Here is a 26,074-nt window from a genome sequence, read left to right on the forward strand (position 1 = left end):
TCTCGCCGGTTTCCGCAGGCGGCGGCACGTCGGTCCATGGTATCCGGCCCACCCGACGCCCCGGCCCGGTACCGTGCGTGGTCGTGAGGGACGACGCACTGCCGCCAGACCCGTTCGCCGGCGACCCGAACGACCCCGCCCGGGCGCTCGACGAGGAGGAGGTCACCGAGGAGGAGCCCGTCACCGCGCAGGAGCGGGCGGAACTGTTGGCCGACCTGCGGGATCTGGCCGTGTACCAGGCGCTGTTGGAGCAGCGCGCGGTCCGGGGCGTGGTGGTGGACTGTGCCGAGTGCCAGGAGCCGCACTACCACGACTGGGCGCTGCTGCGCGCGTCGCTGGAGCAACTGCTCGACGACGGCCGGATGCGCCCGCACGAGCCGGCGTTCGACCCGGACCCGGCGGCCTACGTCTCCTGGGAGTACTGCCGCGGCTTCACCGACGGCGTGACGGCCAACGCCAAACCCGCCCTCACCCGCCAACCCTGACCCACCCCGAACGTACGACTCGCGCACCGGGAACGTACGACTCGCGGGGGTCGCGAGTCGTACGTTCCCGTCCGGCGAGTCGTACGTTCCCGTTCGGGGTCGGTGGGTCAGGGGTGTTCGCTGGCGGGGTGGTGGACGTGCCAGCCGTCGGCGCGCGGGCAGCGTTCGGCGGTGAGGCGGCCGGTGGACTCCTTGACCAGGGCCTTGGCCGCCTCCTCGACGAGCAGGGCCCGTCCGCCGCACTCGGTGCAGCGTGGGGCCTGGCTGTACACGTGACCCGCGATCATGCCCGGCAGCGTACCGATCCGGTCAGGGCGTGATGGTCTGCGGGACGTTCGCGGGGGCGTCGTTCACCGGCGGAGCACCGCCCTCGACACCACCCTCGATGTTGCCCGGGGTGCCCTCGCTCGAGCCGGGATCCGGGGAGTCGCTGCGCGGAGGCGACGTGGTGGTGGTCGTGGTGGTGGTCGGCGAGGTCGGGTCCGACTGGTCCGGGTCCTCGTCCGGCGGCGTGGACTCCGACGACTCGCCGGTACCCGGGTTGGTGCCGGTGCCACTGCCGGGATTGGTGCCGTCGGTGCCGCTGCCCTGGCCGGGCGCGGTGGTCGGGTTCGGCGACGGCGGCGAGGACGCCTCGCCGGACGGGTTGCCGGGCAGCTGCGCCATCAGCGACGCGTGCTGCTCCTCCAGACCCTGCTTGCCGTCCTCGCTGGACACGGTCGGGAGCACGGCGTGCGCGTCGTCCAGCTTGGACTTGGCCTCGTCGAGCCGGCCCGCGGACAGCGCGGCCTCCGCGTCACGGAGGTCGGCGCGCACCGCCTGGGCGGCCTCGACCGAGCGGGCGTGGTCGGCGTAGAGCACCTTGGTCAGCGCCCACAGCGGGTCGCCCGGCCCGGCCCCCTGGGCCAGCAGGCCGACACCGGCGAAGGCGATGGCGAGCACGGCGGCCGCGGCGGCCACCGGGACGAGCAGGCGGGGCCGGCGTCTGCGCCGCACCCGTGCCGCGTGCACGGTGACGGTGGCGAGCTTGTGGTCGACCAGTTCCTCGACGGGCTCGGCCTCGACGTCCCGGCGCCAGGCCAGCAGCAGCGCGCTCAACTGGTCGTCCGGCAGGCCGTCCTGGCCGTCCGGATCGTCCAGGTTCGCGCCGCCGAGGCGGTCCAGGTACTCGTCGTCGGCGTGCACCAGTGACAGGTCGAAGTCGAAATCGGTGTCCGGGTCGAGAGTCGGGTCCTCGTTCGGCGAGCCGGGTTCGTTCCGATCGTTCATTCAGACCACCTCCTCCGCGGACAACGTCTTGCGCAACCGGGCCAGCGCGCGGTGCTGCGCCACCCGGACGGCTCCCGGCGTCGAGCCGACCGCCTCCGCGGTCTCCTCGGCCGACAGCCCGACCACCACCCGCAGCAGCACGATGTCGCGCTGCTTGTCGGGCAGCACCTCCAGCAGCTCCCGCATGCGGCGGCTCAGGTCCTGCTGCATGGCGCGCTGCTCCGGCCCGGCGTCGGTCTCCGGTTCATCCGGTACGTCGGCCACGGGCTCGGATCGGTTACGCCCCGCCGCGCGGTGGGCGTCCGCCACCTTGTGCGCGGCGATGCCGTACACGAAGGCCAGGAACGGGCGTCCCTGGTCGCGGTAGCTGGGCAATGCCGTTAGCACCGCGAGACACACCTCCTGTGCGACGTCGTCTGCCGAAGCGAACGAACGCTCCTGCCTGCCTACCCGCGCGCGGCAGTACCGCACGACCAGAGGCCGGATGGACGCGAGCACCCGGTCAATGGCGCGTGGATCGCCCTCGACGGCAGCGCCAACTGAAGCGTCCAGTCCGTCCCCCAATGTGGTCATCGCAGCGAGCAGCCTCAGTGTTACGTGCAGGTACGGTCAGTCGAACGTCACACCCCACGCGAGGTGTCAGCGTCCCTCAGGCAGGTGTCACCCACCGTACCGCGCGACGCAAAGGAGTCCGATTTACGCCGGTAGAGCGCACGTCGCCGTGTCTCTGCGTGATCGTCCTAGGCCGAACGGGGGAGGCCGCGCGCGAAAGAACCGGGGGGGACCAAGGAGTGAACGGTAACGACGCGCTGGCCCGCGAGCGGGGCCGAACGCGCTGAACGACGCCCTCCCCGCATGGCGTGCGGGTGGCGTCGTCCGGATCGCCGGGTGATGTGATTCAGGAGACGAGGCCGCGCCGGAAGCCGTGCGCCACGGCCTGCGCGCGGTCGCGGACGCCGAGCTTGCGGAACAGCCGGCGGGCGTGCGTCTTCACCGTGTCCTCGGACAGGTAGAGCTCGCGGCCGATCTGGCCGTTGCTCTTGCCCATCGCCATCCCGCGGAGCACCTGGAGCTCGCGGTCGGTGAGTTGGACACCCGGGTCGGACGGTTGCCGGGGCGCGGGCACCGAGGTGCTCGCCAGCGTGTGCGCGAGAGCGGCCACCAGCTCCGGACGGGACGCGTCCCACCGGAGGTACCCCCGGGCCCCGCCGGCGATCGCGGCCGCGATGCTGCTGGCGTCGTCCGGGGCGCCGAACACGATCACGTTGGCCTGCGGATTCGCCGAGACCAGACGCCTGGTCGCCTCGACCCCGGTCGGCACCGCGCGTTGGGTGCCGACGAGGACGACGTCGACCGGAGCCCGGGAGAATCTGGCGAGCAGCTCGTCACCGTGTGCTACACAGTCGATGCGACTAACCCCTGGAACCGCGGACATGACACGGGTCAAACCCTCCCGCACCCCACGGCGGTCGTCGCAAATCAAGACCGTCGTCACGGGGACTCCTTCCTGCAGCCGAGTGACGTACTACTCCCCTATCGGACGCTTCGGGGGGAACCTTGACACGATCTGGTGGTAATTCTTCCGACCAGTTCGCCCAGATGTCCGTACCCGCCCCGTCACCCGGTTGGGCCAGTGAGCCGGGGCACCCACGGGGAGCGCTCGGCGAGCCGGCGACCGACCGGATCGGTCCGGTGAACCACGCTCCGTAAGGCTAGGGCGGCGCACCGACGAAACCGGTCCGCGTCGGTCGGCACCAGTTCCGTGAGGATCATCGCCGCGGGCCACACGAGCGTGAGCAGTCCCAGGTCGGCGGCGTCGTCGAGGGCGGGCGAGACCAGCGCCACGGCCCGCGTCCGGTCCCCGTTCGCCCCCAGCGCCGCCCCCAGGACCAGGGCGGACTTCACCCGGTGCCGGACCGAGCCGGACCACGCGGCCAGCTCGGCGGCCGGCTCCGCGTGCCGGACCGCGTCGCCCGGCCGGCCGGCCACCAGCTCGGTCTCGGCGCGCACCCAGCCGGTGCGGATCGCGGCGCGCCAGCCCGCGTCGGCCGGGACGGCGGCGACCAGCCGGCGGGCCGCACCCGGCCGGCCGAGCCCGACGGCGTCGGCGGCGAGCCCGAGCAGGACGTCGGCCCTGGCCTCACCCGTACGGCCGAACGACGAGCCGGGCCGGTTCTCGTCCGCCCGGCCGCGCGGGGCGTCCGAACGGGCGTCACCCACCCGGAGCAGGCTGGCGAGGCCGGCGGCGTCGTGCCGTCTGGCCTCCGCGTGGCCGCCGAGCTGGCGGCGGTGCGAGGCCAGGGTGGCGGCGGCGAGCGCGGCGAGGACCGGGTCGGGGTGCCGGCGCAGCTCGTCGAGCAACGTGGCCGCGCGGGCGTACCAGCCCTGGGCGCCGAGGACCACCGCGGCGAGCCAGCGCTCGCGCGGATCGGTGGGCACGGCGCGCACGGCGAGGTCGGGCCGGTCCCCGAAGGCGGCGGCGTGAAGGTCCGCGGGCAGGGAGGTCACCGGGCGGCGCCGACGAGCGTGGCGATCCGGTCCGCCGCGTCGCCGACGTCCTCGGCGCGGTCCACCCGGTCGGGCAGGTCGGTGGTGAACCAGCCGGGGCCGCAGGCGAACAGCCGGACCCGTTGCCTGGTGCGCGGCACCCGCTCGAACAGCTCCGCGCCGGCGGACCCGGGCAGCTGCGACCAGACGGCGACCGCGGCGGGCCCGGTGCGGCGCACGGCGGCGGCGAGCGCGTCGGCGGGCAGCGCGGCGCCGAGCATCTGGGTGCCGACCCCGCCGTCGGCGAGCGCGGCGCGCAGTACGTACAGGGGCAGGGCGTGCCGCTCCTCGGGGGCGCAGCACAGCAGCACCGGACGCGGGTTGCGCGGCGCGGTCACCGCCGGGGTCGCGCCGATCACCGCGGCGAGGGTGCACTCGTGCACCAGGTGCTCGACCTCGACGCTCTCGCCGGACTGGGCGCAGCGGGTGGCGAGCGCGGTCAGCACGGGCCGGAGCACGTCGTCCCAGACGGCGACGACGCCGAGGCCGCGGATGCTGTCGGCGATCAGCTGCTGGGTGGCGACGGCGTCCATGGCCATCGCCGCGCGGCCGAGCCCGAGCACGGCGGCGGACCGGGCGCCGGCGGCTCGCAACAGGTCCGACTCGCGCGGGACCGGCACCGACTCGGCGGGGGGTTCCGGCTCGTGGTCCGTGGCGCGCAGGGCGTACTCGGCGGCCTCCGCCGGGCTGGATCCGCGCAGCAGCGCCTGCTGCATGAGTTCGAGCCGGGCGATGTCGGCCGGGGCGTAGCGGCGGTGCCGGCCGGTGGTGTGTTCCCGGGGGCCGATGCCGTAGCGGCGGTCCCAGGTGCGCAGGGTGGCCGGTGCGATTCCGAGCCGGCGGGCGACGGCGGCGACCGGCAGGGTCGGCTCCTCGATCCGCTCCCGCTCCATCGACACCGCACGATCCGGTTCGTCACTCGGCCCGAGCAGCGAGACCCCACCGTGCGATCGATCGCCCACCGATGCCTCCTTCACGTCCGCCTCCCATCGTCGGGTGATCCACACGGTCCGGCAACTGGATCGGTGAACACTCTCCGTCCACTTAGTTCACCGATCGGCTGAAATGCCTGGCCAAAGAGTCGATCACCCTTGAACAAGCATTGGCGCGGTTCTAGCGTTGGTCCCGCTGCACCGAATGGAGTAGCCGGCAGTAGACGGATCCGGCTAGGGAGGCGGTCACGATGGCGGACACTCGAAGGCTCCCCGGTCCCAACGCGGATGTGTGGGACTGGCAGCTCGACGGTTCCTGCCGCGGCATGGACAGCGCGTTCTTCTTCCACCCCGACGGCGAACGGGGCCCGGCCAGAGCCCGTCGGGAGGCCAGAGCGAAGGCGATCTGCCAGGCGTGCCCCGTCCTGGAACTGTGCCGCAAGCACGCGCTGGCGGTGCACGAGCCGTACGGCATCTGGGGTGGGCTCTCCGAGGGCGAGCGGGAGGCGATCATCAAGCTGGAGAAGCGCACCCTGGCCGTGGCGAACTGACCCACGACGACAAAAGGACGCCTCCGCCGCGGCGGAGGCGTCCTTTTCTCTGTGTCTTCTCTGTGTCTCAGAAACCGGGCCCGTGACCGTGCCCGTGGCCGTGGCCCTGACCGGCGGCCTCCGGCTCCTCCTCCGGCTTGTCCACGACCGACGCCTCGGTGGTGAGCACCATGCGGGCGATGGACGCGGCGTTGGTGACCGCCGAGCGGGTGACCTTCACCGGGTCACCGATGCCGGCGGCGACCAGGTCGCCGTAGGTCAGCGTGGCCGCGTTGAAACCGTGGCCCCACTCCATCTCCGCCGCCTTGGACACGACGACGGCGCCCTCGAGGCCAGCGTTGGCCGCGATCCAGTGCAGCGGCGCGCTGAGCGCCTCCCGCACCAACCGGACACCGGTGGCGACGTCCCCGGACTGCGCCTCGGCCAGCGCGGCCAGCTCGGCGCCGACGTGCACCAGCGCGGTGCCGCCGCCCGGGACGATCCCCTCCTCGACGGCGGCCTTGGCCGCGGCCACCGCGTCCTCGATGCGGTGCTTGCGCTCGGCCAGCTCGGTCTCGGTGGCCGCGCCGACCCGGATGACCGCGACGCCGCCGGCCAGCTTCGCCAGCCGCTCGGACAGCTTCTCCCGGTCCCAGTCGGAGTCGGTCGCCTCGATCTCGCGGCGGATCTGCTCCGAGCGGGCGTCCACGTCGGCCTTCGAGCCACCGCCGTCGACGATCGTGGTGTCGTCCTTGGTGATCACGGCGCGGCGGGCGGTGCCCAGCACGTCCAGGTCGACCTCGGACAGCTTCATGCCGGTGTCGGTGGACACCACGCTGGCGCCGGTGACGACCGCGAGGTCGTCCAGGAACGCCTTGCGCCGGTCGCCGAAGAACGGCGCCTTGACCGCGACCGCGCGGATCGTCTTGCGCACGGAGTTGACGACCAGGGTGGACAGCGCCTCCCCGTCGACGTCCTCGGCGACGATCAGCACCGGCTTACCGGCCTGGGCGACCTTCTCCAGGATCGGCAGCAGGTCGTTGAGGGAGGAGATCTTCTCCCGGTGCAGCAGGACGTAGGTGTCCTCCAGCACGGCCTCCTGCGCCTCCGGGTCGGTGGCGAAGTAGGCGGAGAGGTAGCCCTTGTCGAACTGGACGCCCTCGGTGATGACGAGGTCGGTGGCCATCGTGGAGGACTCCTCCACGGTGATCACGCCGTCCTCGCCGACCTTCTCGATGGCCTCGCCGACCAGCGCGCCGATCGAGGTGTCGCGGGAGGCGACGGCGGCGACCTGGGCGACGTTGTCCCGGCCCTTGACCGGGGTGGCCTTGCCGCGCAGCGCGTCGACGACCGCGTCGGCGGCGAGCTGGATGCCCGCGCCGAGCGCGGACGGGTTGGCGCCGGCGGCGACGTTGCGCATGCCGACCCGGACCATGGCCTGCGCGAGCACGGTGGCCGTGGTGGTGCCGTCACCGGCGATGTCGTTGGTCTTGGTGGCGACGTTCTTGGCGAACTGGGCGCCGAGGTTCTCGAACGGGTCCTCGAGCTCGACCTCGCGGGCGATGGTGACGCCGTCGTTGGTGACGGTCGGACCACCGAACTTCTTGGCGAGGACGACGTGTCGGCCACGAGGGCCGAGCGACACCTTGACGGCGTCGGCGAGCTTGTTCACCCCGCGCTCGAGCGCCCGACGAGCGTCCTCGTCGAAGCTGATCTGCTTGGGCATGTCCTACCTTTCTCGAACCCACAGCGCCCCGGCAGCCCCTTGGGGCCACCGGGGCGCTGTGGGTTGTGTAAGCCAGGCGTCAGTTGACGACGGCCAGCACGTCGCGGGCGGAGAGGATGAGGTACTCCTCGCCGTTGTACTTCACCTCGGTGCCGCCGTACTTGGAGTAGATGACGACGTCGCCGACCGATACGTCCAGCGGGACGCGGTTGCCGTTGTCGTCGATCCGGCCCGGGCCGACGGCCAGCACCTTGCCCTCCTGGGGCTTTTCCTTGGCCGTGTCCGGGATGACAAGGCCGGACGCCGTCGTGGCCTCGGCCTCGCTCGCCTGGACAACGATCTTGTCCTCGAGCGGCTTGATGTTCACGCTCACCGCGGTGACCTCCACGGGTCGACTCGATTGCGTTGGCAGTTACCTTGTTGCTGCGGCTCCTGCCACCCCGCCGTCGCGGGTGTCGGGGCGGTGTCGGCCGTACATCTGGCACTCTACCCAGGCGACTGCTAACGGTGCAACGAGGGCTCCACCTGCGGTCAAGTGCTCACCAAGTCCGCTGATTGGGCGCGAACAATTGACGCGGCGGGCCGGTGGTACCAGAGTGATCCTGTTGCAGAGCCCGTCCTGGGAGGACGCCATGCGCCGGTCGTCAGCGATCATCGTTGCTGTTGCCACCGCTTCGGTGGCCGTCGGGGCCGTCAACGCGACGGCCGAGTCGCCGCCGGCGGACCGGCAGGGGCAGTACGCGGCGGCTGCCGAGGAGTTCGGCGTGCCGGCGAGCGTCCTGCTCGGCGTCTCGTACCTGGAGTCCAGGTGGAACGTCAACGCGGGCACGCCCAGCACCAGCGCCGGGTACGGGCCGATGCACCTCACCGACGTCGCCGCCGCCAACACCGGTGGAACGCACCACGACGACGGCACCGAGGACCCGCGCGGCGACACCGCCCGCCCGACGCTGCGACCGGAGCCCGGTGAGCTGGACCTGTCGTCGCCGACCCTGCGCACGGTCGAGCTGGCCGCCGACCTGACCGGGGTCGACGAGGCGACGCTGCGCACCGACGTCCGGCAGAACATCCGCGGCGGGGCCGCCCTGCTCGCCCACCACCAGCGGGAGCTCGGCGTCGACTCCGACCGCCCGGCCGACTGGTACGGCGCGGTCGCCAGGTACTCCGGCGCCACCGACACCGCCACCGCGGCGAACTTCGCCGACGAGGTCTTCGCCACGATCGCGGAAGGCGCCGAGCGGGTCACCGACGACGGCCAGCGGATGCGGCTGGCCGCCCGGGCCGTCGACCCGAACACCGGGCAGCTGGCTCGGCTCGGGCTGCGGCAGACCGACGAGGACGAGGCCGAGTGCCCGCGCGGGCTGGGCTGCGAGTGGCTGCCGGCGCCGTACGAGGAGTTCGAGGGCGGCTACGGCAACCACGACAAGGCGAACCGGCCGGAGTCGCAGAAGATCGAGTACATCGTCATCCACGACACCGAGGCGACCTGGGACACCACGCTGGACCTGGTTCAGGACCCGACGTACGTGAGCTGGCAGTACAGCCTGCGGTCCGCCGACGGGCACATCGCCCAGCACGTGAAGGCCAAGGACGTGGCCTGGCAGGCCGGCAACTGGTACGTCAACTCGAAGTCGATCGGCCTGGAGCACGAGGGCTTCGCCGCGCAGGGCACCTGGTACACGGAGGCGATGTACCGGAGCTCGGCCAAGCTGGTGCGGTACCTCGCGGCCAAGCACCGGATCCCGTTGGACCGGGCGCACATCATCGGCCACGACAACGTGCCGGGCACGGTCCCGTCGACGGTGCGCGGGATGCACTGGGATCCGGGCCCGTACTGGGACTGGGCGCACTACTTCGACCTGCTCGGCAAGCCGTTCCGCGGGGTGGGGACGCCGCGGGCGGGCCTGGTCACGATCAACCCGGACTTCGACACGAACCGGCCGGCGTTCACCGGCTGCGAGGTCGAGGGCGAGCCGTGCCCGTCCCGCGGGTCGACGTCGGTGATCCTGCGCACCGAGCCGCGGTCGGACGCGCCGCTGCTGACCGACATCGGGCTGCACCCGGACGGTTCGCCGGGCACGATGCACATCTCCGACCACTCGAGCCGGGTGGAGACCGGTCAGCAGTACGCGATCGCGGACCGGCGGGGCGACTGGACGGCGATCTGGTACCTGGGGCAGAAGGGCTGGTTCCACAACCCCCGGCACGCGCCGACCGCGGAGTGGTCGATCGGGTTGACGGCGACGCCGAAGCGGGGCCGGGAGTCGGTTCCGGTGTACGGGCGGGCGTATCCCGAGGCGTCGGCGTACCCGGAGCACATCACGCCGCAGGAGATCGTGCCGCTGCAGTACACGCTGCCGGCCGGGCAGGAGTACGCGGTCGGACTGGTGACCGGGTCGGAGTACTACTGGGCGGTGAGCTACGACGCCGGCAACCACACGGTGGTACGGGGGAAGACGAAGTACGTGCAGGTCCAGTTCGGCCACCGGGTCGCCTACGTCAAGCTGGCCGACGTGGACCTGCGGCCGTCGGTGTCGCGGTAGAACCCCGGCTACGACGGGAACGTACGACTCGCGCAACGGGAACGTACGACTCGCGGGGTTAGTGCTGCTCGACCTCGGCGAGGGTCGTGGGGATGGGGAACGGGGGGTGGGTGGTGCCGGTGATCCGGTAGCGCCCCCACGGGTCGGGGTCGCTGAGCGTGGCGTCGGCCTCGGCGTGCGGGGTGCGGATCACCGCCCTGCCCTTGCGGGAGTCGAGCAACGCCGTCAGCTCCTCGTTCGGCTGGACGCGCCCGTACCAGTGGTACTTGCCGTCGATCGGCTCGAAGTGGCCGGTCAACGTGACCGTGACCGGCAGCTCCGTCGCGTCGACCACCAACGTCGCCGGGCCCTCGTAGCCGTCCTCGTCATGCTCCATGGCGGGTATGTTACCGCAAGTAATAGGTATCCAGGAGGTCCCGGAACGCCGCCTCCAACGTCGCGTGCCGGAAGGTGAACCCGGAAGCCAGCAGCCGCTCCGGCACGGCCCTGGTACTCGCCAGCACGATCTGCTCGGCGACCTCCACCCCGAACATCCGCCTGGTCAACCCCCTGGTCAACGCCAGGAACCTCGGCCGACCGAGCACAGCAGCCAGGATGTCCGCGTACTCCCGGTTCGCCACCGGATGCGGCGCGACCACGTTCACCGGACCGGCCAGGGTCGGCGTGACCAGCACGTGGGACACCGCGCGCACCACGTCCGGCAGCGACACCCAGCTCACCCACTGACCCCCGGCACCCGCCCGGATCCCCAGCCCCCGCCGGAACCGCGGCAGCAGGTACGCCAGCGCCCCACCCTCGGCCGACTGCACGATCCCCAGCCGCAGGTGCACCACCCGCAGCCCGGCCCGGTCGGCGACCGCCGCGGCCTCCTCCGCCTCCCGGTGCACCGACGCCAGGAACCCCTCACCCGGCCCGCTCGCCTCGGTCAGCACCTCCTCGCCCCGGTCGCCGTAGTAGCCGACCGACGACGCGCACAGCAGCGTCCTCGGCCCGTCCTCCATGGCGGCGAGCGCGGACGCCAGCGCACCCGTCCCGCCCACCCTGGACTCGCGGATGGACTCCTTGTGGTGCTCGGTCCAGCGCCCGTGCACCGGCTCGCCGACCAGGTGCACGACCGCCTGCACGCCGGCCAGCCCCTCGGTGTCCAGCTCCGGGTACCACAGCACCTCGTCCGGCGCGCTCGGCCGGCGTTGCACCAGCCGGACCACGCGGTCGCCCGCATCCCGCAGGTGGTGTATCAGGGCGTGGCCGATGAGGCCGGTGGAACCGGTGACCGCGACGTGCACGCGGCGAGCCTACGGGTAGACGTGACGAACCTCTCAGACGGACACCGTGCCGACCGGCAGCGCGGGGTCCGCGGACAGGTCCAGCGCGGACGGCCGGGTGCCGGCGGCCACCAGGTGCGCGCCGAGCGCGGCGATCATCGCGCCGTTGTCGGTGCACAGCCGGGGCCGGGGCACCCGCAGCTCGATGCCGGCCTCGGCGCACCGCTGCGCGGCCAGCCCGGACAGCCGGGAGTTCGCCGCCACCCCACCGGAGAGCACCATCGTGCCGATTCCCAGCTCGTTCGCGGCACGCACGGCCTTGGCGGTCAGCACGTCGGCGACCGCCTCCTGGAACGACGCCGCCACGTCCTCGACCGGCACGGGGAGCCCGTCGCGCTCGCGGTGCTCCACCCAGCGCGCGACCGCGGTCTTCAGCCCGGAGAAGGAGAAGTCGAACGGTGCGTCCCGCGGGCCGGTGAGCCCGCGCGGGAACCGGATGGCCTCCGGGTCGCCCTTCGCGGCCGCCTTGTCGATCGGCGGGCCGCCGGGGTAGGGCAGGCCGAGGATCCGCGCCACCTTGTCGTAGGCCTCGCCGGCCGCGTCGTCGATGGTGGAGCCGACCTCGGTGATCTTGCCGGCCAGGTCGTCGACCCGCAGCAGCTGGGTGTGCCCGCCGGAGACCAGCAGCGCCAGGCACGGCGAGGGCAGCAGCCCGTGCTGCAGGGTGTCGGCGGCGACGTGGCCCGGCAGGTGGTTGACGCCGTAGAGCGGCACGTTCAGCGCGGCCGCGTACGCCTTGGCCGCGGACACCCCGACCAGCAGCGCGCCGGCGAGCCCTGGCCCGCAGGTCACCGCGACCGCGTCCAGGTCGCCCAGTTCGACCCCGGCCTTCGTCACCGCGCGGGTCACCGTCGGCACCATGGCCTCGAGGTGCGCGCGGCTGGCGACCTCGGGGACCACGCCGCCGAACCGGGCGTGCAGCTCGACGCTGGACGCCACCTCGTCGGCGAGCAGCTCGATCCGCCCGTCGGGGTGCAGCTTCGCGATGCCGGCGCCGGTCTCGTCGCACGAGCTCTCGATGCCGAGGACCAGACTCATTCAGGCTTCCTCCCTGACCCGTGCCGGCCGGGCCATGGTGAACGCGTCCGCGCCGGAGGGCTGGTAGTACCCGCGCCGGCGGCCGATGGTGGTGAACCCGTGCGTCCGGTACAGGCCGATGGCCGGGGCGTTGTCGGTGCGCACCTCGAGGTAGACGGGCGCGTGCCACTCGTCGGCGACCGCGAGCAGACCCTCGAGCAGGGCGCGGCCGACCCCCCTGCCCTGCCAGGCGGGGTCGACGCCGATGGTGTGCACGCTGGCCTCGGCGTCGAGCCGCGAGCCGACGATGGAGATGCCGGCGTAGCCGACGAGCGAGCCGTCCTCGGCGTAGGCGCCGAGGTAGTGGTTGCCGTGGTCGAGCTCGGCGCGCAGGGTGGACTCGTTCCACGGGTCGTCGCCGGCGAACAGCTGCCGTTCCAGCTCCGCGACCCGCGACAGGTCGGCGCGGTCGAGGGGGGCGAGCCGGACGGTCACGGCGTGGTCACCCGCTTGCGCGTGCCGGGGACGGTGGCGTCCGGGCGGCGCAGGTACATCGGCACCAGTGGGCGGGCCGGCCGGTCGAGCTGTCCGGTGGCCGCGCGGACCAGGCCGGCGGGGCTGGGGTGCTCGACGCCGGTGTGCGGCATGGTCAGCACGTCGCCGTAGAGGGTGGTGCCGGCGCGGGCCGGCGCGGCCGGGAGGGTCGCCGGCGGGCCGACGGCGGGGCTGGTGACGCGGGCGCCGTCGTCGTAGGTCGCCCAGTACAGCTCCTTGCGGCGCGCGTCGGTGGTGACCAGCAGGGGCCCTTCGGTGCCGGCGGCGATGGCGTCCAGGGTGCAGACCGGGTGCACCGGGATGCCGAGCGCGTGACCGAGGGCGGCGGCGGTGGCCATGCCGGCGCGCAGGCCGGTGAACGGGCCGGGCCCGATGCCGCAGACGATCGCGTCGACGTCGGCGAGTGTGCGGCCGGTGTCGGCGAGCGCGGCGAGGAGGTGCGGGGTCAGCAGCTCGCCGTGCGCGCGGGCGTCGACGGTGACCCGCTCGGCGAGCACCTCGAGGTCACCGTTCAGGGTGACCACTCCGGCGGTGACCGCGGGGGTGGCGGTGTCGAGGGCGAGAACCAGCACGGCACCCAAGCCTAGCCGGGCGTCCGCGCGGGTCAGCGCCAGCGGTCGAGTACCGAGGGCAGGTCGGACAGCCGTCGCAGGACCGCGTCCGGCTCGACGTCCACCGGCACCCGCTGGTCGGCCGGGAGGTCGCTGTGCGGGACCAGCACCGCGCGCATCCCGACGCCCTTGGCACCGCTGATGTCGTCGTAGGGGCGGTCGCCGACGTAGACGCAGTCGGCCGGGTCGTCGACGCCGACCGCGGCCATCGCGGTCAGGAACGCCGACGGGTGCGGCTTGGTGTACTCCAGGTCGCTGCTCCACACGGTGGCGTGGAACAGGTCGAGCACGCCGTCGCGGCGCAGCACCTCCTCGTGCCAGGCGGCGGGCCACGGCGTCGAGGACAGCACGCCGATTCGCAGCCCCTGTTCGCGCAGCGCGGTGACCAGCGGGGCGACCTCGGGGTCGGTGTGCGTGGCGTGCTCCCAGTAGGCCCGGTACGCGGTGAACCCGTCCAGGTGCTCGACGGCACTCGCGGCGGCGAGCACCTGGGCGATGGTGAACGCGCGGTGCTCGTCGCGGACGAGCCGCCAGGCGGCCTCCTCGGCGGCGAGGATCGCGGCGGCGACGGTGGCGGCCCGCTCGGCGTCGCCCGGGTGGACGGCGTCGGCGTAGCTGCGCCACGCGGCTCGCTGGTCGACGGGCAGCCAGGGGGTGAGCGTGCCACCCCAGTCGAAGATCACCGCGCGCATGGCCTCCAGCCTAAGGCCGGGGCGCGAGTGCTTTTCCGGTGCGACCGAGGCGCCCGGTGGTCGTGGTGGCGGCGAACAGCGAGTTGAGCACGGCGTCCTCGGTGGCGTCCAGGGCGGCCTCGAACAGCGGGCTGAGCTCGGCGTCGGGGACCGGCTCGCCCCGGGTGGTGGCGAACGCGATGCCGTAGTCGCCGCTGCCGCCCGCGTAGGCGGCGCCGACCCGGCCGAGCGCGAACACCAGCCGGCGGGCGAGCCGGCCGAGCTGGCGGGCGTCGAGCGGCAGGTCGGTGGCGGCGACGATCACGCAGGAGCCGTGCTCGGGTGTCGGGTCGGGGCTGGGCCACCGGCGCAGGGTGCCGCCGAAGTTGGCCTGCACCAGGACGCCGAGGGTGTGCCCGCCGAGCCGGCGGGACGCGGTGCCGATGCCGGCCTTGTACCCGAGCGCGACGGTCCCGGTGCCGGCGCCGACGCAGCCCTGCTCGACCGGCCCCGGCGCGGCGGCGGCGATCGCGTCGAGGACGTGGGCCTCGGTGACCGGCCGGGCACGGATGTCGGACAGGTACCCGTCGTTGCACTCGCCGACGACCGGGTTGAACGTGGTGACGTCGGTGTTCTCCGGTTGGGCGAGCATCCAGGTGACCAGCGCGTCGGCGGCGCGGAAGGCGGAGAGCGTGCCGGTCAGCACGATCGGCGACTCGAGCTGACCGAGTTCGGCGAGCTGGGTGGCGCCGACCAGCTTGCCGAACCCGTTGCCGACGAAGAGCCCGGCCGGCACCGGCCGGTGTGGCCCGATGCCGGCGGGGACGATCGCGGTGACGCCGGTGTGGATGTCGGGTGGCCGACGAACCGTGGTGTGCCCGACGAGGACGCCCGGCACGTCGGTGATCGCGTTGTGCATGCGGTCTTCCTACGCCGCCGGCGGGTTGACGCGCGCGAAGCCCTCCTGGGTGCGGTACGGGTAGTACGGGTACGGCGCCGGCACCGTGCTCGCCGCGTCCAGCCGGGCGACCTGGTCGGGCTCCAGCGACCAGCCCACCGCGCCGAGGTTGTCCAGCAGCTGTGCCTCGTCGCGCGCGCCGACCAGCACCGACGCCACCGTCGGCCGGCGCAGCAGCCAGTTCAGGGCGAGCTGCGGCGCCGTGCGCCCGGTCTCCTCGGCCAGCTCGTCCAGCACGTCGACCACCCGGTACAGCAGCTCGTCGGGCACCGGCGGGCCGAACGCGGCGGTGCGGTGCAGGCGGCTGCCCTCGGGCAACGGCCGCCCGCGCCGGATCCGGCCGGTGAGACGCCCCCAGCCGAGCGGGCTCCACACCACCGCACCGACGCCCTGGTCGGCGGCGACCGGCATCAGCTCCCACTCGTAGTCCCGGCCGACCAGCGAGTAGTACACCTGGTGGGCGACGTAGCGCGGGTAGCCGTAGCGCTCCGCGACGGCGAGGGACTTCATCAGCTGCCAGCCGGCGAAGTTGGACACGCCGACGTAGCGCACCTTCCCCGCGCGCACCAGGTCGTCCAGGGTGGACAGCACCTCCTCGACGGGAGTGCCGGCGTCGAAGGCGTGCAGCTGCAGCAGGTCGACGTGCTCGACGTCGAGCCGGCGCAGGGCGGCCTCGGTCGCGCTGACCAGCCGCGCGCGGGACGAGCCGGCGTCGTTCGGCCCGTCACCGGTCGGCAGGCCGAGCTTGGTCGAGATCAGCGCCCGGTCGCGGCGGCCGCGGATGGCCGCGCCGAGCACCTCCTCGGACGCGCCGTCGGAGTAGACGTCGGCGGTGTCGAACAGCGTCACCCCGGCGTCCAGGCAGAGGTCGACGATGCGGCGTGCCTGCCGGGCGTCGGTGTCGCCCCACGCGCCGAACAGCTCACCCCGGCCGCCGAAGGTGCCGGCGCCGAAACCCAGCGCTGGCACGGTCAGCCCGGACGCGCCCAACCTGCGGTACTCCATCGTTCCTCCCCTAACGGTTCTACGGTTCCGTTAAGCTAGCATGGACTCGCTCGCTAATGGAACTGGAGTCCCGTTATGACCGCGAACCGGCCAGGTGGCCGCACGGCCCGGGTACGCGCGGCGGTGCTGCGCGCCGCCGGGGACGTGCTGGCCGAGCAGGGGTTCGGGCACCTCGACCTGGCCGACGTCGCCCGCCGGGCGGTGGTCGGCAAGACGACCGTCTACCGGCGCTGGGGCACCGTCGCGGGGCTCGTCGCCGACCTGCTCGCCGAGATGGCCGAGGAGTCGCTGCCGCGCACCGAGACCGGCTCGCTGCTCGGCGACCTCACCGCCAACGCCCGCCTGGTCCGCGACACCCTCGCCGACCCGCGCCAGGGCGCGCTGTTCAAGGCCGTCATCGCGGCGGCGACCGGCGACGAGCACACCGCGCGGGCGTTGCACCGCTTCTACGAGGTCCGGGTCGCCGAGTGGGCCCCGTGCGTCCGCCAGGCGATCGAGCGCGGCGAGGTCCCCGCCGGCACCGACCCGCACGAGGTCGTCCGCGCGGTCTCGGCGCCGCTGTACTACCGGCTGCTCACCACCGCCGGCCCGCTCGACGAGGCCGCCGCCGACCGGGCAGCGCGGGCGGCGGTCGCGGCGGCGGTCGCGGGGGCGTACGTAGGGTGGGAACCATGATCCAGGGTGTTCTGTTCGACTACTCCGGCACGCTGTTCCGCCTCGAGCCCGGCCCGGAGTGGCTGGCCGACGAGCCGAGGCGGGACGAGCTGTTCGCGCTGCTGACCGCGTCGACCCGGTCGGCGGAGCACCTGCCGGCGGAGCTCGCCGACGACTGGGCGCGCCGGGACCTCGACCCGGAGACGCACCGCGCGGTGTACCTGGCGGCGCTGACCACCAGCGACATCCCGGTCGCGCCGGACGTGGCGGAGGTGCTGTACGAGCGGATGACCGATCCGAGCGCGTGGCAGCCCTACCCGGACACGCTGCCGGCGCTGCGGCGGTTGCGGGCGGCCGGGGTGCGGGTGGCGGTGGTGAGCAACATCGCCTGGGACATCCGGGAGGTGTTCGCCCTGCACGGCGCGGCGGACCTGGTGGACGAGTACGTCCTGTCCTACGAGGAGGGCGTGATGAAGCCGGATCCGAAGATCTTCACGGTCGCCTGCCAGCGGCTCGGCGTCGACCCGGCGCGAACGCTGATGGTCGGCGACAGCGAGGACGCCGACGGCGGCGCGGTGTCGGTCGGCATGGATTTCGCCCTGGTGGAGCCGTCGCCGACGGACGAGCGGCCGAGCGCGCTGCTGGAGGCACTCGACGCGCGAGGCCGGTGAGCCTCGCTGACGGTGAGGTGCTCAGCGCGTGAGGGCGGTGAGCCGGTCGGTCCAGGTGCCGTGCGGGTCGAGTTCGGCGAGCCGGGCGTCGTCCTCGCGGCGGGTCAGCCGGATCAGCAGGTGGTCGGCGGAGAGCCGCTCGCCGGTGCCCTCGCCCCACTCGATGACCATGGCGGCGTCGACCAGCGAGGTGTCCAGGTCGAGGTCGTCCATCTCGTCGAGGCCGCCGAGCCGGTAGGCGTCCACGTGCACCAGTGGGATCCCGCGCCCATCCGGTGCCGGCCGGTGCTCGCGGGCGATGATGAACGTGGGCGAGCTGACCCGGCCCAGCACGCCGAGCCCGGCGGCGATCCCCTTGGCCAGCACGGTCTTCCCGGCGCCGAGCGGGCCGGCGAGCAGCACCAGGTCGCCGGGCTCGAGCAGCGCGCCGATCCGCCTGCCGAAGTCGAGCGTGTCCTGCTCGGTGGGGAGCTCGACCGCAGTCACCTGCGCCACCATTTCCTGTCCTTCCCGTAGGCGCACCGCTGCGCCAGCATCACCAGGTGGTCGTTGACCAGCTGCGGCTGTTCGAACATGACCATGTGCCCCGCGCCGCGCACCCGCACCAGCTCGGCGTCCGGCAGCTCGACGGCCATCCGCTCGGCGTGCGAGAACGCGGTCATCCGGTCGGCGTCGCCGGAGAGCACCAGCACGTGGGTGTGCTTGAGCCCGGCGAGCGCGGCGTAGCGGTTGTGCGTGCCGAGGGTGTCGACGAAGTCGGCGAGCACCCGGACCGGGGTGGCGTCGAGCAGTTCGAGCAGGAAGTCGACCAGCGCGGGGCTGACGTCGCGGGAGCCGAACGCGAGGGAGCGGACCGCGCTGCGGGTGAGCTGCCCGCCGGCGGCGCGGACGAGTTCGACCATGCCGGGCTGCCAGTCGGCGAGCCGGCCGAGGCCGCGGGTCAGCGGGTTGTAGCGGGACAGCAGCGGCCGCGGCAACCCGCTCTTGCCGATCTCCCCGGCCGAGGTGCCGACGAACGCGACACCGCAGACCCGGTCGGCGAACAGCTCCGGACGCTGCTCGGCCAGGGCCATGATCGTCATCCCGCCCATGGAGTGTCCGACGAGGACGACGGGCCCGGCTGCGGTCTTGTCCAACACCTCGCCGAGGTCGCGCCCGAGCTGGTCGATGGTGCTGGAGGCCTCGGTGGCGCGGCCGGAGTCGCCGTGGCTGCGGTGGTCGTAGAGGACCTGGCGGACGCGCGGCTCGGTGAGCCGGGCGAGGGCCTTGCGCTGGAAGTGCCAGGAGCGGCGGGAGAGCGCGAACCCGTGCACGAACACCACGGTCAGCTCTGGCCGGCCGCCGTCCGCCGGGTCCACCTCCTCGACGGCCAGCTCGATCCCGTCGTCGGCGATGACGGTGTCGGTGCGGTCCGGCCGCAGCCGCCCGAGCGGCTCACCGGGCTCCCGGTCGTACCTGCGGCGGGACACGGCGAACGCGGTGCCCGCCGCGGCGAGCCCGATCGCGGTACCGATGATCGTGCCGACCTTGCGGGAGACGGTCACCGCGCGTCCCGGTAGGTACGGACGATGCGGGGCCGGTACATCCCGGTGACGATCTCGTAGTCGATGGTCCCGATCGTGTTCGCCCATTCGGTGGCCGTCGGCTCACCCCGCGTGCCGTCCCCGAACAGCACGACCTCCTCGCCGACCGGGACGCGGTCGTCCCCGCAGTCCACGACGAGCTGGTCCATGCAGACCCGCCCGACGACCGGCCGCCGCCGCCCAGCGAGGAGGACGTCCATCCGCCCGGAGAGCAGCCGCGGCACCCCGTCGGCGTACCCGACCGGAACCAACGCGAGATTCGTGTCCCGGTCGGCCGTCCAGGTCTGCCCGTAGGACACCGACTCCCCCGCCGCGATCCGCTTGGTGAGCGCGACCGAGGAGCGAAAGGTCATCGCCGGCCGCAGGTCCTGCGCGTAGGGCAGCGGGTTCAGCCCGTACATCGCGATCCCGACCCGTACGAGGTCGAAGTGCAGGTCGGGCCGGTCCAGCGTGGCCGCCGAGTTCGCCAGGTGCCGCACGGGCGTGCCCGCCGCCGCGCAGGCCTCCCGGAACCTCCGCGCCTGCAGGTCCACCGAAGGATGCCCCGGCTCATCCGCGCAGGCGAGGTGGGACCACACGCCCACCAGCTCGACCTCCGGCGCGCCCGCAGCGGCCGCCACCAACTCCGCCCACTCGTTAGGGGGACACCCGTTCCGGGACAACCCCGTGTCGATCTTCAAATGCACCCTGGCCCGCGCGCCGGCCGCCCGCGCCCCCTCGACGATCGCCCCCAACTCGCGGCTGCTGGAAACCGACAGGTCGATCCCCGCCGCGACACCAGGCGCGAAGTCGGTGTCGATGGTGTCGAGCCAGCTCAGCACCGGTACGTCGATGCCAGCGTCCCGGAGCGCGAGCGCCTCCCCGAGCGAACAGACCCCGAGCCAGGCGGCCCCGGCCTCGACAGCGGCCCGAGCGACCGGCACGGCCCCGTGCCCGTACCCATCGGCCTTGACAACGGCCATCGTCGCGGCCCCGGACGCGCCCGCCCGCGCCACGAGCAGCGAGACATTGTGCCGAACAGCCCCAAGATCAACGACGACCTCGGCCCGAGGCAGGTTCCCATCAGCCATAACGCGCTTCATGCTCCCACAGCGCAGGGAGCACCCCCGCGCCCAGCCGCGCCCAAATCCATCGGCCCCAAACCCAGCCGCGCCCAGACCCAGCCGCGCTCAAACCCAGCCGCCCCTCGACCCGGTGCGATAGCAAACACCCGCCCTCAGACGTCCCCACCGCGCGCAAGGGGGACCCCTGAGTTCCACACTACCGCCGAGCACCGACGATCCCGGTCGATGAGCACCAGGCCTGTGGACAACTCGGCCCCCGATCCAGGCTGTGGACAACTACCCGGGCTCGCTACCGCCCCGCGGGCACGATCGCTTCATGACCCGCCAGCACACCGTCCACCGACGCTCCCCCTACCGACCCGCCGCCACGACCGCCTCGCGTACCGCGCCCGGAATGGCGTCCACGACCACCGACGCCGATGTCGGCGCACCCCCCGCGGCCAGCACACCCGCACGCACATGCACCCAACTCGCACACCCCACCGCCAGCAGCGGGTCCCCACCCGCCGCCAGCGCCGCCCCGACCAGCCCCGTCAGCACGTCCCCCGACCCCGCCGTCGCCAGCCACGACGAGGCGGCCGGGCTCACCAGCGTCCGCCCGTCCGGCTCCGCGATCACCGTCGCGTTCCCCTTCAACAGCACCAGCACGCCCAGGCGCGAGGCCAACGCCCGCGCCGCCGCCACCCGATCCACCCCGAGCGAGATCCCCAACGGCTCGGCCAGCCGCGCGAACTCCCGGTCATGCGGCGTCAGCACCACGACCTGGTCCGGATCCCGGCGGTCCCACAGCTCCGGGTACCGCGCCAGCAGCGTGATCCCGTCCGCGTCGACACACGTCGGCACCCCGGCACCGAGCACCGCCCCGAGCACATCACGGCTCACCTGGCCGGTACCCAGACCGGGCCCCGCCACCCACGCCTGCACCCGCCCCGCGTCCGCCACCGACCCCGTCGCGACCACCTCCGGCCAGCGCGAGCGCACCTCGTCGGCCGCCCAGCCGGCGTACCGCACCATCCCGGACGTCGCCCGCACCGCCGCGCCCGTCGTCAGCACCGCCGCACCCGGATACGTCGCCGAGCCGGCCGCGACCCCCGTCACTCCCTGGGTGTACTTGTCGTCCGCCGGCCCGGGCAGCCGCCACGCGCGCCCCACGTCCGCCGCCTCCAGCACCCGCAGGTTCGGATCCGGCAGGTCCAGCCCCAGGTCAACCACCCGCACGTCACCCGATCGGGCGGACAGCACGTGCACCGGCTTGCGCGCGCCGAACGTCACCGTCACCGCCGCGTCCACCGCCGCACCCGGCGCGTCGCCGGTGTCCGGGTCGACCCCGCTGGGCAGGTCGACGGCCAGCACCGGAGCCGCGAGCCGCGACACCCAGTCCGCGGCCTCGGCACGCAGCGGACCCCGCGCGGACAGACCGACGATGCCGTCGATCACCAGGTCCGCCCGGTCGGCGATCCCCACCCGACCACCGGACCGGCGCAACGCCGCCAGCCCCTCCACGTGTGCGCGATCCGGCGCCAGCAACACGGCGGTCACCGCGACACCCCGACGCCGCAGGAAGTGCCCGGCCCACAACGCGTCGCCGCCGTTGTTGCCCGAGCCGACCAGCAGCACGACCCGCCGCCCGCGCACCCCGCCGGTCCGCTCGCGCAGCACCTCGGCCGCCGCGACGGCCACGCCGAACGCCGCCCGGCGCATCAGCGCCCCGGCCGGCGTGCGCGCGAGCGCCTCGTCCTCGGCGGCCCTGACCTGCCCGACCGTCCACACGCCGTACACGCCGCTACTCCACCGTGACCGACTTCGCCAGGTTCCGCGGCTTGTCCACGTCGTAGCCGCGCGTCCTGGCGATCTCGGCGGCCAGCACCTGCAGCGGCACCGTCGACACCAGCGGCTGCATCAGCGTCGGCACCGCCGGCACCTCCACCAGCTCGTCGGCGAACGGGCGCACGGTCTCGTCGCCCTCCTCGGCGATCACGATCGTCCGCGCGCCGCGCGCCTGGATCTCGGAGATGTTCGACAGCAGCTTCTGGTGCAGCACCGCCCGCCCCTTCGGCGACGGCATCACCACCACCACCGGCAGGCCCTCCTCGATCAGCGCGATCGGGCCGTGCTTGAGCTCACCCGCCGCGAAGCCCTCGGCGTGCATGTACGCGAGCTCCTTGAGCTTGAGCGCGCCCTCCAACGCCACCGGGTAGCCGACGTGCCGGCCGAGGAACAGCACCGCCTTCGCCTCGGCCAGCGAGCGGCCGAGCGACCGGACCTTCTCGACCGTGCCGAGCACCCGCGCGACCGCGTCCGGCATCGCACACAGCCCGTCGTACTCGCGGGCGACCTCGTCCGGGTACTTGGTGCCCCGTGCCTGCGCGAGGGCCAGCCCGACCAGGTAGATCGCCGCGATCTGGGCCAGGAACGTCTTGGTCGACGCCACCCCGACCTCCGGGCCGGCGTGGGTGTAGAGCACGGCGTCGGACTCGCGCGGGATCTGCGCGCCGTTGGTGTTGCAGACCGCGAGCACCCTGGCCTTCTGCTCGCGCGCGTGCCGCACGGCCTCCAGCGTGTCGGCGGTCTCCCCGGACTGCGACACGGCCACGACCAGGGTGTCCCGGTCGAGCACCGGGTCCCGGTAGCGGAACTCCGAGGCCAGCTCGACCTCGACCGGCAGCCGGGTCCAGTGCTCGATCGCGTACTTGGCGACCAGGCCGGAGTGGTACGCGGTCCCGCACGCCACCACGAACACCTTGTCCACGTCCCGCAGGTCCTGGTCGGATATCCGCTGCTCGTCGAGGATGATCCGGCCGTCACCGAAGTGGCCGCGCAGCGTGTCGGCCAGCGCCGTCGGCTGCTCCTCGATCTCCTTGAGCATGAAGTACTCGTGGCCGCCCTTCTCGGCGGCCGAGAGATCCCAGTCGACCCGGAACGGCCGGGTGTCGACGTCCTCGCCGGCGAAGTCGGTGACCCGGTAGCCATCGCGGGTGATCGTCACCACCTGGTCCTGGCCCAGCTCCACGGCGTCGCGGGTGTGCTCGATGAACGCGGCGACGTCGGAGGCGACGAACGTCTCTCCCTCGCCGAGTCCCACCACCAGCGGCGACGACCGGCGGGCGGCGACGATCAGGTCCGGCTGGTCCACGTGCGTGACGACCAGCGTGAACGCGCCGTCGAGCCGGCGGCAGACCGCACGGACGCTGGCCGGCAGGTCACCCGCGGTGTCACCCGCGTCGTAGGCGTGCGCGACCAGGTGGGCGGCGGTCTCGGTGTCGGTGTCGCTGGTGAACTCGACCCCGCCCGCCTCCAGCTCGGCGCGCAGCGCGGCGAAGTTCTCGATGATCCCGTTGTGCACCACGGCGACCCGGTTGGTCACGTCGCGGTGCGGGTGGGAGTTCCGGTCGACCGGCGGGCCGTGCGTGGCCCAGCGGGTGTGCCCCATGCCGGCGGTACCGGCGAACCCGTCACGGCCGACCTCGTCGAGCCGGGCCTCCAGGTTGGTCAGCCGCCCGGCCTTCCGCTCGACCGCGAGCCCCTGACCAGCGAGGACGGCGACGCCCGCCGAGTCGTACCCACGGTACTCGAGCCGCCGCAGGCCGCCCAGGACGACCTCGAGCGCGGGGCGATGCCCTACGTATCCCACGATTCCGCACACTCGTCAGAGCGTAACGAGGCCGGGCGGCGGCGGCCCGCCCCGGATCTCGATAGGGTCACCGTTCATGGCGACCAGGCTGGCGAGCAAGGCGAAGCACCTCGTCGAGGAGCTGTCGCACCAGGGGCCGCACCGGGTACTGCGCGGCGACCTCGCCCTGGTGGGGCTGCCGGGCGTGGTGCACACACCGGCCGAGGGGCTGGGGCTGCCGGCGGTGGCGTTCGCACACGGGTGGCTGCAGCCACCGGTGCGGTACCGGGGGCTGTTGCGGCACCTGGCGTCGTGGGGGTTCGTGGTGGCCGCGCCCGGGACGCAGCTCGGTCCGCTGGCGTCCCACCGCCTGTTCGCGGCCGACCTGCGGACGGCGCTGGACGTGTGCACCGGCGTGCGGCTCGGCGACGGTTCGGTGAGCGTGGACGCCGGGAAGCTCGGGCTGGCCGGACACTCGGTGGGTGGGGGCTGCGCGGTCCTGGCCGCGGCCGAGGACTCCCGGGTGCGCGCGGTGGCGACCATGGCCGCCACCCAGACCAAGCCGTTCGCGACCGACGCGGCGAGCCGGTGCGGGATGCCGTCGCTGCACCTCGCGGCGGGCAAGGACCTGGTGGCGCCCGCGGTCGGCCACGCGAGCCTGATCGCCTCCAACTGGGCGGGCGAGGCCGGCCTTCGGACCCTGCCGAAGGCGACGCACATGGGCTTCACCGAGGGACGACACTGGTCGAACCTGCTGCTCCCCGGCAAGGCGGAGTACGCCACCCAGCGCGTCGCACGTGTCCTGCTGACCGCGTTCTTCCTGGTCCACCTGGCCGGCAACCGCCGCTACGCCCCGGTCCTCGACGCCGACGTCAAGGGCACCGTCATCGAGACCGCCCAGGCGGCCTGACCGCCTACTTCTTCGGCGGCTTCTCCCCGGGATCGCGGCCGACGACGCCGCTGAAGTTGGCCGCGGGGTCCTGGTCGTCGAACAGCTGGCCGGTGGTGCGCCACTTGCTCTGCCGGGTCTGGTCGCCGCCACCCTGACCGCCGCCCGCGCCCATGCCCATCGGCATCCCGCCCATCGCGCCGGGCTGGCCGCCGCCCCCACCGGCACCGCCGCCGGAAGCCGAGGCCGCCGCCGGGCGCTGCTCTGGTCCGCCGTCGGGAGCCTGGGAGCCGGTCATCGCACCCGGAGCGCCGCCGCCGGGGGCGGCACCCGACGTGCCGGGGGTCTCGGCACCGCCGAACGAGCCACCGCCACCACCAACACCACCGCCGCCGCCGAACGAGCCACCGCCGCCGCCAGCGCCGCCTCCGCCGCCACCGGCCAGGGATTCCGCGCCGGAGCCGAAGCTGGACGGCGGGGTCACCTCCGGGAGCGGGGTGTCGGCGCCGGGCAGATCGGAGTCCGGGCCGAAGTCCATGTCGTAGGTCTCGGGCGTGCCGTCGTCGACGGTCATCTTCAGGCGGTCGGTCGGGCCGGGGACCTGCTCCAGCGTGATCGCCGCGTCGCCGTCCTGGATCACCGCCTTGCCGTTCTCGGCCTGGATGACGCCGTCCTCGGGCACCTCACCCGGCTCGGCGGTCCAGTCGACCACGTACTCCGACGGTTCGCCCTTGCCGTCGTCGACGGTGACCGTGCTGCGGCCGCGGACGTCGGGCTGCCCGACGGTGATCGTCCGGTTGCCGTCGCGGATGGTCACCTCCTTGCCGGCGCCCGGCATGCCGGCACCGGGAAGGGACGCTCCGGGCAGTTGACCGCCGGGAAGACCGGACAGGCCGGTGTCCCCCAACGAGGAACCGGGTGGCACCAAGCCGGGTCCGGAGAACTGCGGGCTCGTCGAACCGGACGGACCGCCCACGCTGGACGGCACGGTCGGCACGTCCGCGGAGGACATGTCGGTGGACGAAGGGTCGGGCATGCTCGGCGGCGGGGTGCTCACCGGCGGCATCGAGGGACCGCCGGGTCCACCGGGACCACTCGGACCACCGGGGCTCCCCGGCCCGGTCGGGCCTGGGCCGGTCGGGCCGGGGCCAGTCGGACCCGGCTGCTGCGGCGGCAAAGCCTCACCAAACTTGTTCTCGTACTCCCCCAAATACGAATTCAACTCCTCATAAAACCTGTTCACCGCCTCCGCGGCGTCATCACACGTCTGCGTGAAAGTCTCATACAAAGAATCATGCAAATCAACATTGAACGAATCACGAATCCACGCCTTGCACTCCCGCCGCACATACTCCTTGTTCTCATCATTCAAATCACAGTCATCCGAACGAATCCGCCCCTCCAAATCCGTCCCACACTGCGAATCCAC

General features: G+C 73.3%; 28 protein-coding genes. 6 read left to right on the forward strand and 22 right to left on the reverse strand.

The features are described 5' to 3' along the window. The first annotated feature begins 77 nt into the window (after positions 1-77). Positions 78-485, forward strand: coding sequence for a DUF5319 domain-containing protein (locus tag JT362_RS34295; RefSeq protein WP_375546599.1), 408 nt, complete (start codon positions 78-80; stop codon positions 483-485). 107 nt (positions 486-592) lie between these two features. Here the strand turns inward: JT362_RS34295 and JT362_RS34300 are convergent, their stop codons facing one another. The 6 genes from JT362_RS34300 to JT362_RS34325 form a co-directional block, all read right to left on the reverse strand. Further along, positions 593-772 (reverse strand): hypothetical protein, encoded by a 180-nt coding sequence (locus JT362_RS34300; RefSeq protein WP_260196091.1) that lies wholly within the window; start codon positions 770-772, stop codon positions 593-595. Positions 773-794: 22 nt separating this feature from the next. Next, positions 795-1,754, reverse strand: a complete 960-nt coding sequence (locus JT362_RS34305) for a hypothetical protein (RefSeq protein WP_260196092.1) — start codon at positions 1,752-1,754, stop codon at positions 795-797. After that, positions 1,755-2,327: a sigma-70 family RNA polymerase sigma factor gene (locus tag JT362_RS34310; protein WP_260196093.1), complete on the reverse strand. Its 573-nt coding sequence runs from the start codon at positions 2,325-2,327 to the stop codon at positions 1,755-1,757. 325 nt (positions 2,328-2,652) lie between these two features. Then, the gene (locus JT362_RS34315) at positions 2,653-3,249 is read right to left on the reverse strand and encodes a response regulator transcription factor (protein ID WP_075129007.1); all 597 of its coding nucleotides are present in this window, start codon (positions 3,247-3,249) and stop codon (positions 2,653-2,655) included. Between the two features lie 122 nt (positions 3,250-3,371). After that, a complete protein-coding gene (locus JT362_RS34320; protein WP_260196095.1) occupies positions 3,372-4,262 on the reverse strand; it encodes a hypothetical protein in 891 nt (296 codons plus the stop codon). Beyond that, entirely contained in the window at positions 4,259-5,263 is a 1,005-nt protein-coding gene (locus tag JT362_RS34325; RefSeq protein WP_260196096.1) for a MerR family transcriptional regulator, read from the reverse strand. Before JT362_RS34325 ends, JT362_RS34320 begins: the two co-directional genes overlap by 4 nt. Before the next feature lie 221 nt (positions 5,264-5,484). Between JT362_RS34325 and JT362_RS34330 the strand changes: the two genes are divergently transcribed. Further along, a complete protein-coding gene (locus tag JT362_RS34330) occupies positions 5,485-5,784 on the forward strand; it encodes a WhiB family transcriptional regulator (RefSeq protein ID WP_260196097.1) in 300 nt (99 codons plus the stop codon). Positions 5,785-5,851: 67 nt separating this feature from the next. Here JT362_RS34330 and groL read toward each other — a convergent pair whose 3' ends face one another. Beyond that, positions 5,852-7,489, reverse strand: coding sequence for a chaperonin GroEL (gene groL / locus JT362_RS34335; RefSeq protein ID WP_260196098.1), 1,638 nt, complete (start codon positions 7,487-7,489; stop codon positions 5,852-5,854). A gap of 79 nt (positions 7,490-7,568) precedes the next feature. Then, positions 7,569-7,862: a co-chaperone GroES gene (groES, locus tag JT362_RS34340; RefSeq protein WP_157529493.1), complete on the reverse strand. Its 294-nt coding sequence runs from the start codon at positions 7,860-7,862 to the stop codon at positions 7,569-7,571. A gap of 259 nt (positions 7,863-8,121) precedes the next feature. Here groES and JT362_RS34345 point away from each other — a divergent pair, with 259 nt between their 5' ends. Further along, positions 8,122-10,032 carry an N-acetylmuramoyl-L-alanine amidase gene (locus JT362_RS34345; protein ID WP_260196127.1) on the forward strand — a complete coding sequence of 637 codons (1,911 nt, stop codon included), beginning with the start codon at positions 8,122-8,124 and terminating at the stop codon, positions 10,030-10,032. 58 nt (positions 10,033-10,090) lie between these two features. On the opposite strand, the gene JT362_RS34350 is transcribed toward JT362_RS34345, so the two are convergent. From JT362_RS34350 to JT362_RS34385, 8 genes are read right to left on the reverse strand one after another with little or no spacing between them, the layout of a single operon-like run. Then, positions 10,091-10,408, reverse strand: a complete 318-nt coding sequence (locus JT362_RS34350) for a DUF4873 domain-containing protein (protein ID WP_260196100.1) — start codon at positions 10,406-10,408, stop codon at positions 10,091-10,093. A gap of 10 nt (positions 10,409-10,418) precedes the next feature. Then, positions 10,419-11,318, reverse strand: coding sequence for a TIGR01777 family oxidoreductase (locus JT362_RS34355; protein ID WP_260196101.1), 900 nt, complete (start codon positions 11,316-11,318; stop codon positions 10,419-10,421). A gap of 33 nt (positions 11,319-11,351) precedes the next feature. Then, positions 11,352-12,395, reverse strand: a complete 1,044-nt coding sequence (gene tsaD / locus JT362_RS34360) for a tRNA (adenosine(37)-N6)-threonylcarbamoyltransferase complex transferase subunit TsaD (protein WP_260196102.1) — start codon at positions 12,393-12,395, stop codon at positions 11,352-11,354. Further along, positions 12,396-12,869 carry a ribosomal protein S18-alanine N-acetyltransferase gene (rimI, locus tag JT362_RS34365; protein WP_260196103.1) on the reverse strand — a complete coding sequence of 158 codons (474 nt, stop codon included), beginning with the start codon at positions 12,867-12,869 and terminating at the stop codon, positions 12,396-12,398. Next, positions 12,866-13,501 carry a tRNA (adenosine(37)-N6)-threonylcarbamoyltransferase complex dimerization subunit type 1 TsaB gene (gene tsaB, locus JT362_RS34370; RefSeq protein ID WP_260196104.1) on the reverse strand — a complete coding sequence of 212 codons (636 nt, stop codon included), beginning with the start codon at positions 13,499-13,501 and terminating at the stop codon, positions 12,866-12,868. The genes rimI and tsaB overlap by 4 nt, the downstream gene beginning before the upstream one ends. 32 nt (positions 13,502-13,533) lie before the next feature. After that, the gene (locus JT362_RS34375; protein ID WP_260196105.1) at positions 13,534-14,232 is read right to left on the reverse strand and encodes an HAD family hydrolase; all 699 of its coding nucleotides are present in this window, start codon (positions 14,230-14,232) and stop codon (positions 13,534-13,536) included. A 10-nt stretch (positions 14,233-14,242) separates the two neighbouring features. Then, positions 14,243-15,130, reverse strand: a complete 888-nt coding sequence (locus JT362_RS34380) for a P1 family peptidase (protein ID WP_260196107.1) — start codon at positions 15,128-15,130, stop codon at positions 14,243-14,245. 9 nt (positions 15,131-15,139) lie between these two features. Continuing rightward, on the reverse strand, positions 15,140-16,174 hold the full coding sequence (locus JT362_RS34385) for an aldo/keto reductase (RefSeq protein ID WP_260196108.1): 1,035 nt from the start codon (positions 16,172-16,174) through the stop codon (positions 15,140-15,142). 75 nt (positions 16,175-16,249) lie between these two features. Between JT362_RS34385 and JT362_RS34390 the strand changes: the two genes are divergently transcribed. Together JT362_RS34390 and JT362_RS34395 are read left to right on the forward strand one after the other, a co-directional pair. Further along, complete coding sequence (locus JT362_RS34390; protein ID WP_260196109.1) at positions 16,250-16,849, forward strand: TetR/AcrR family transcriptional regulator; 600 nt, start codon at positions 16,250-16,252, stop codon at positions 16,847-16,849. Further along, positions 16,846-17,499 carry an HAD family hydrolase gene (locus tag JT362_RS34395; protein ID WP_260196111.1) on the forward strand — a complete coding sequence of 218 codons (654 nt, stop codon included), beginning with the start codon at positions 16,846-16,848 and terminating at the stop codon, positions 17,497-17,499. The genes JT362_RS34390 and JT362_RS34395 overlap by 4 nt, the downstream gene beginning before the upstream one ends. A 21-nt stretch (positions 17,500-17,520) precedes the next feature. On the opposite strand, the gene tsaE is transcribed toward JT362_RS34395, so the two are convergent. From tsaE to glmS, 5 genes are all read right to left on the reverse strand, one after another. After that, a complete protein-coding gene (gene tsaE, locus JT362_RS34400; RefSeq protein ID WP_260196112.1) occupies positions 17,521-17,997 on the reverse strand; it encodes a tRNA (adenosine(37)-N6)-threonylcarbamoyltransferase complex ATPase subunit type 1 TsaE in 477 nt (158 codons plus the stop codon). Beyond that, positions 17,982-19,043, reverse strand: coding sequence for an alpha/beta fold hydrolase (locus tag JT362_RS34405; protein ID WP_260196113.1), 1,062 nt, complete (start codon positions 19,041-19,043; stop codon positions 17,982-17,984). Before JT362_RS34405 ends, tsaE begins: the two co-directional genes overlap by 16 nt. Beyond that, positions 19,040-20,152, reverse strand: coding sequence for an alanine racemase (gene alr, locus JT362_RS34410; RefSeq protein ID WP_260196114.1), 1,113 nt, complete (start codon positions 20,150-20,152; stop codon positions 19,040-19,042). The genes JT362_RS34405 and alr overlap by 4 nt, the downstream gene beginning before the upstream one ends. Positions 20,153-20,497: 345 nt before the next feature. After that, on the reverse strand, positions 20,498-21,925 hold the full coding sequence (locus tag JT362_RS34415; protein ID WP_260196116.1) for an NAD(P)H-hydrate dehydratase: 1,428 nt from the start codon (positions 21,923-21,925) through the stop codon (positions 20,498-20,500). 4 nt (positions 21,926-21,929) lie between these two features. Next, positions 21,930-23,789, reverse strand: a complete 1,860-nt coding sequence (gene glmS / locus JT362_RS34420) for a glutamine--fructose-6-phosphate transaminase (isomerizing) (protein ID WP_260196118.1) — start codon at positions 23,787-23,789, stop codon at positions 21,930-21,932. A 64-nt stretch (positions 23,790-23,853) separates the two neighbouring features. On the opposite strand from glmS, the gene JT362_RS34425 reads away from it, so the two are divergent. Next, positions 23,854-24,666, forward strand: coding sequence for a dienelactone hydrolase family protein (locus JT362_RS34425; protein ID WP_260196120.1), 813 nt, complete (start codon positions 23,854-23,856; stop codon positions 24,664-24,666). 4 nt (positions 24,667-24,670) lie between these two features. Here JT362_RS34425 and JT362_RS34430 read toward each other — a convergent pair whose 3' ends face one another. After that, on the reverse strand, positions 24,671-25,702 hold the full coding sequence (locus tag JT362_RS34430; protein WP_260196122.1) for a hypothetical protein: 1,032 nt from the start codon (positions 25,700-25,702) through the stop codon (positions 24,671-24,673). Positions 25,703-26,074: the final 372 nt, after the last annotated feature.

Source organism: Actinophytocola gossypii, assembly GCF_025165815.1.
GTDB lineage: Bacteria > Actinomycetota > Actinomycetes > Mycobacteriales > Pseudonocardiaceae > Actinophytocola > Actinophytocola gossypii.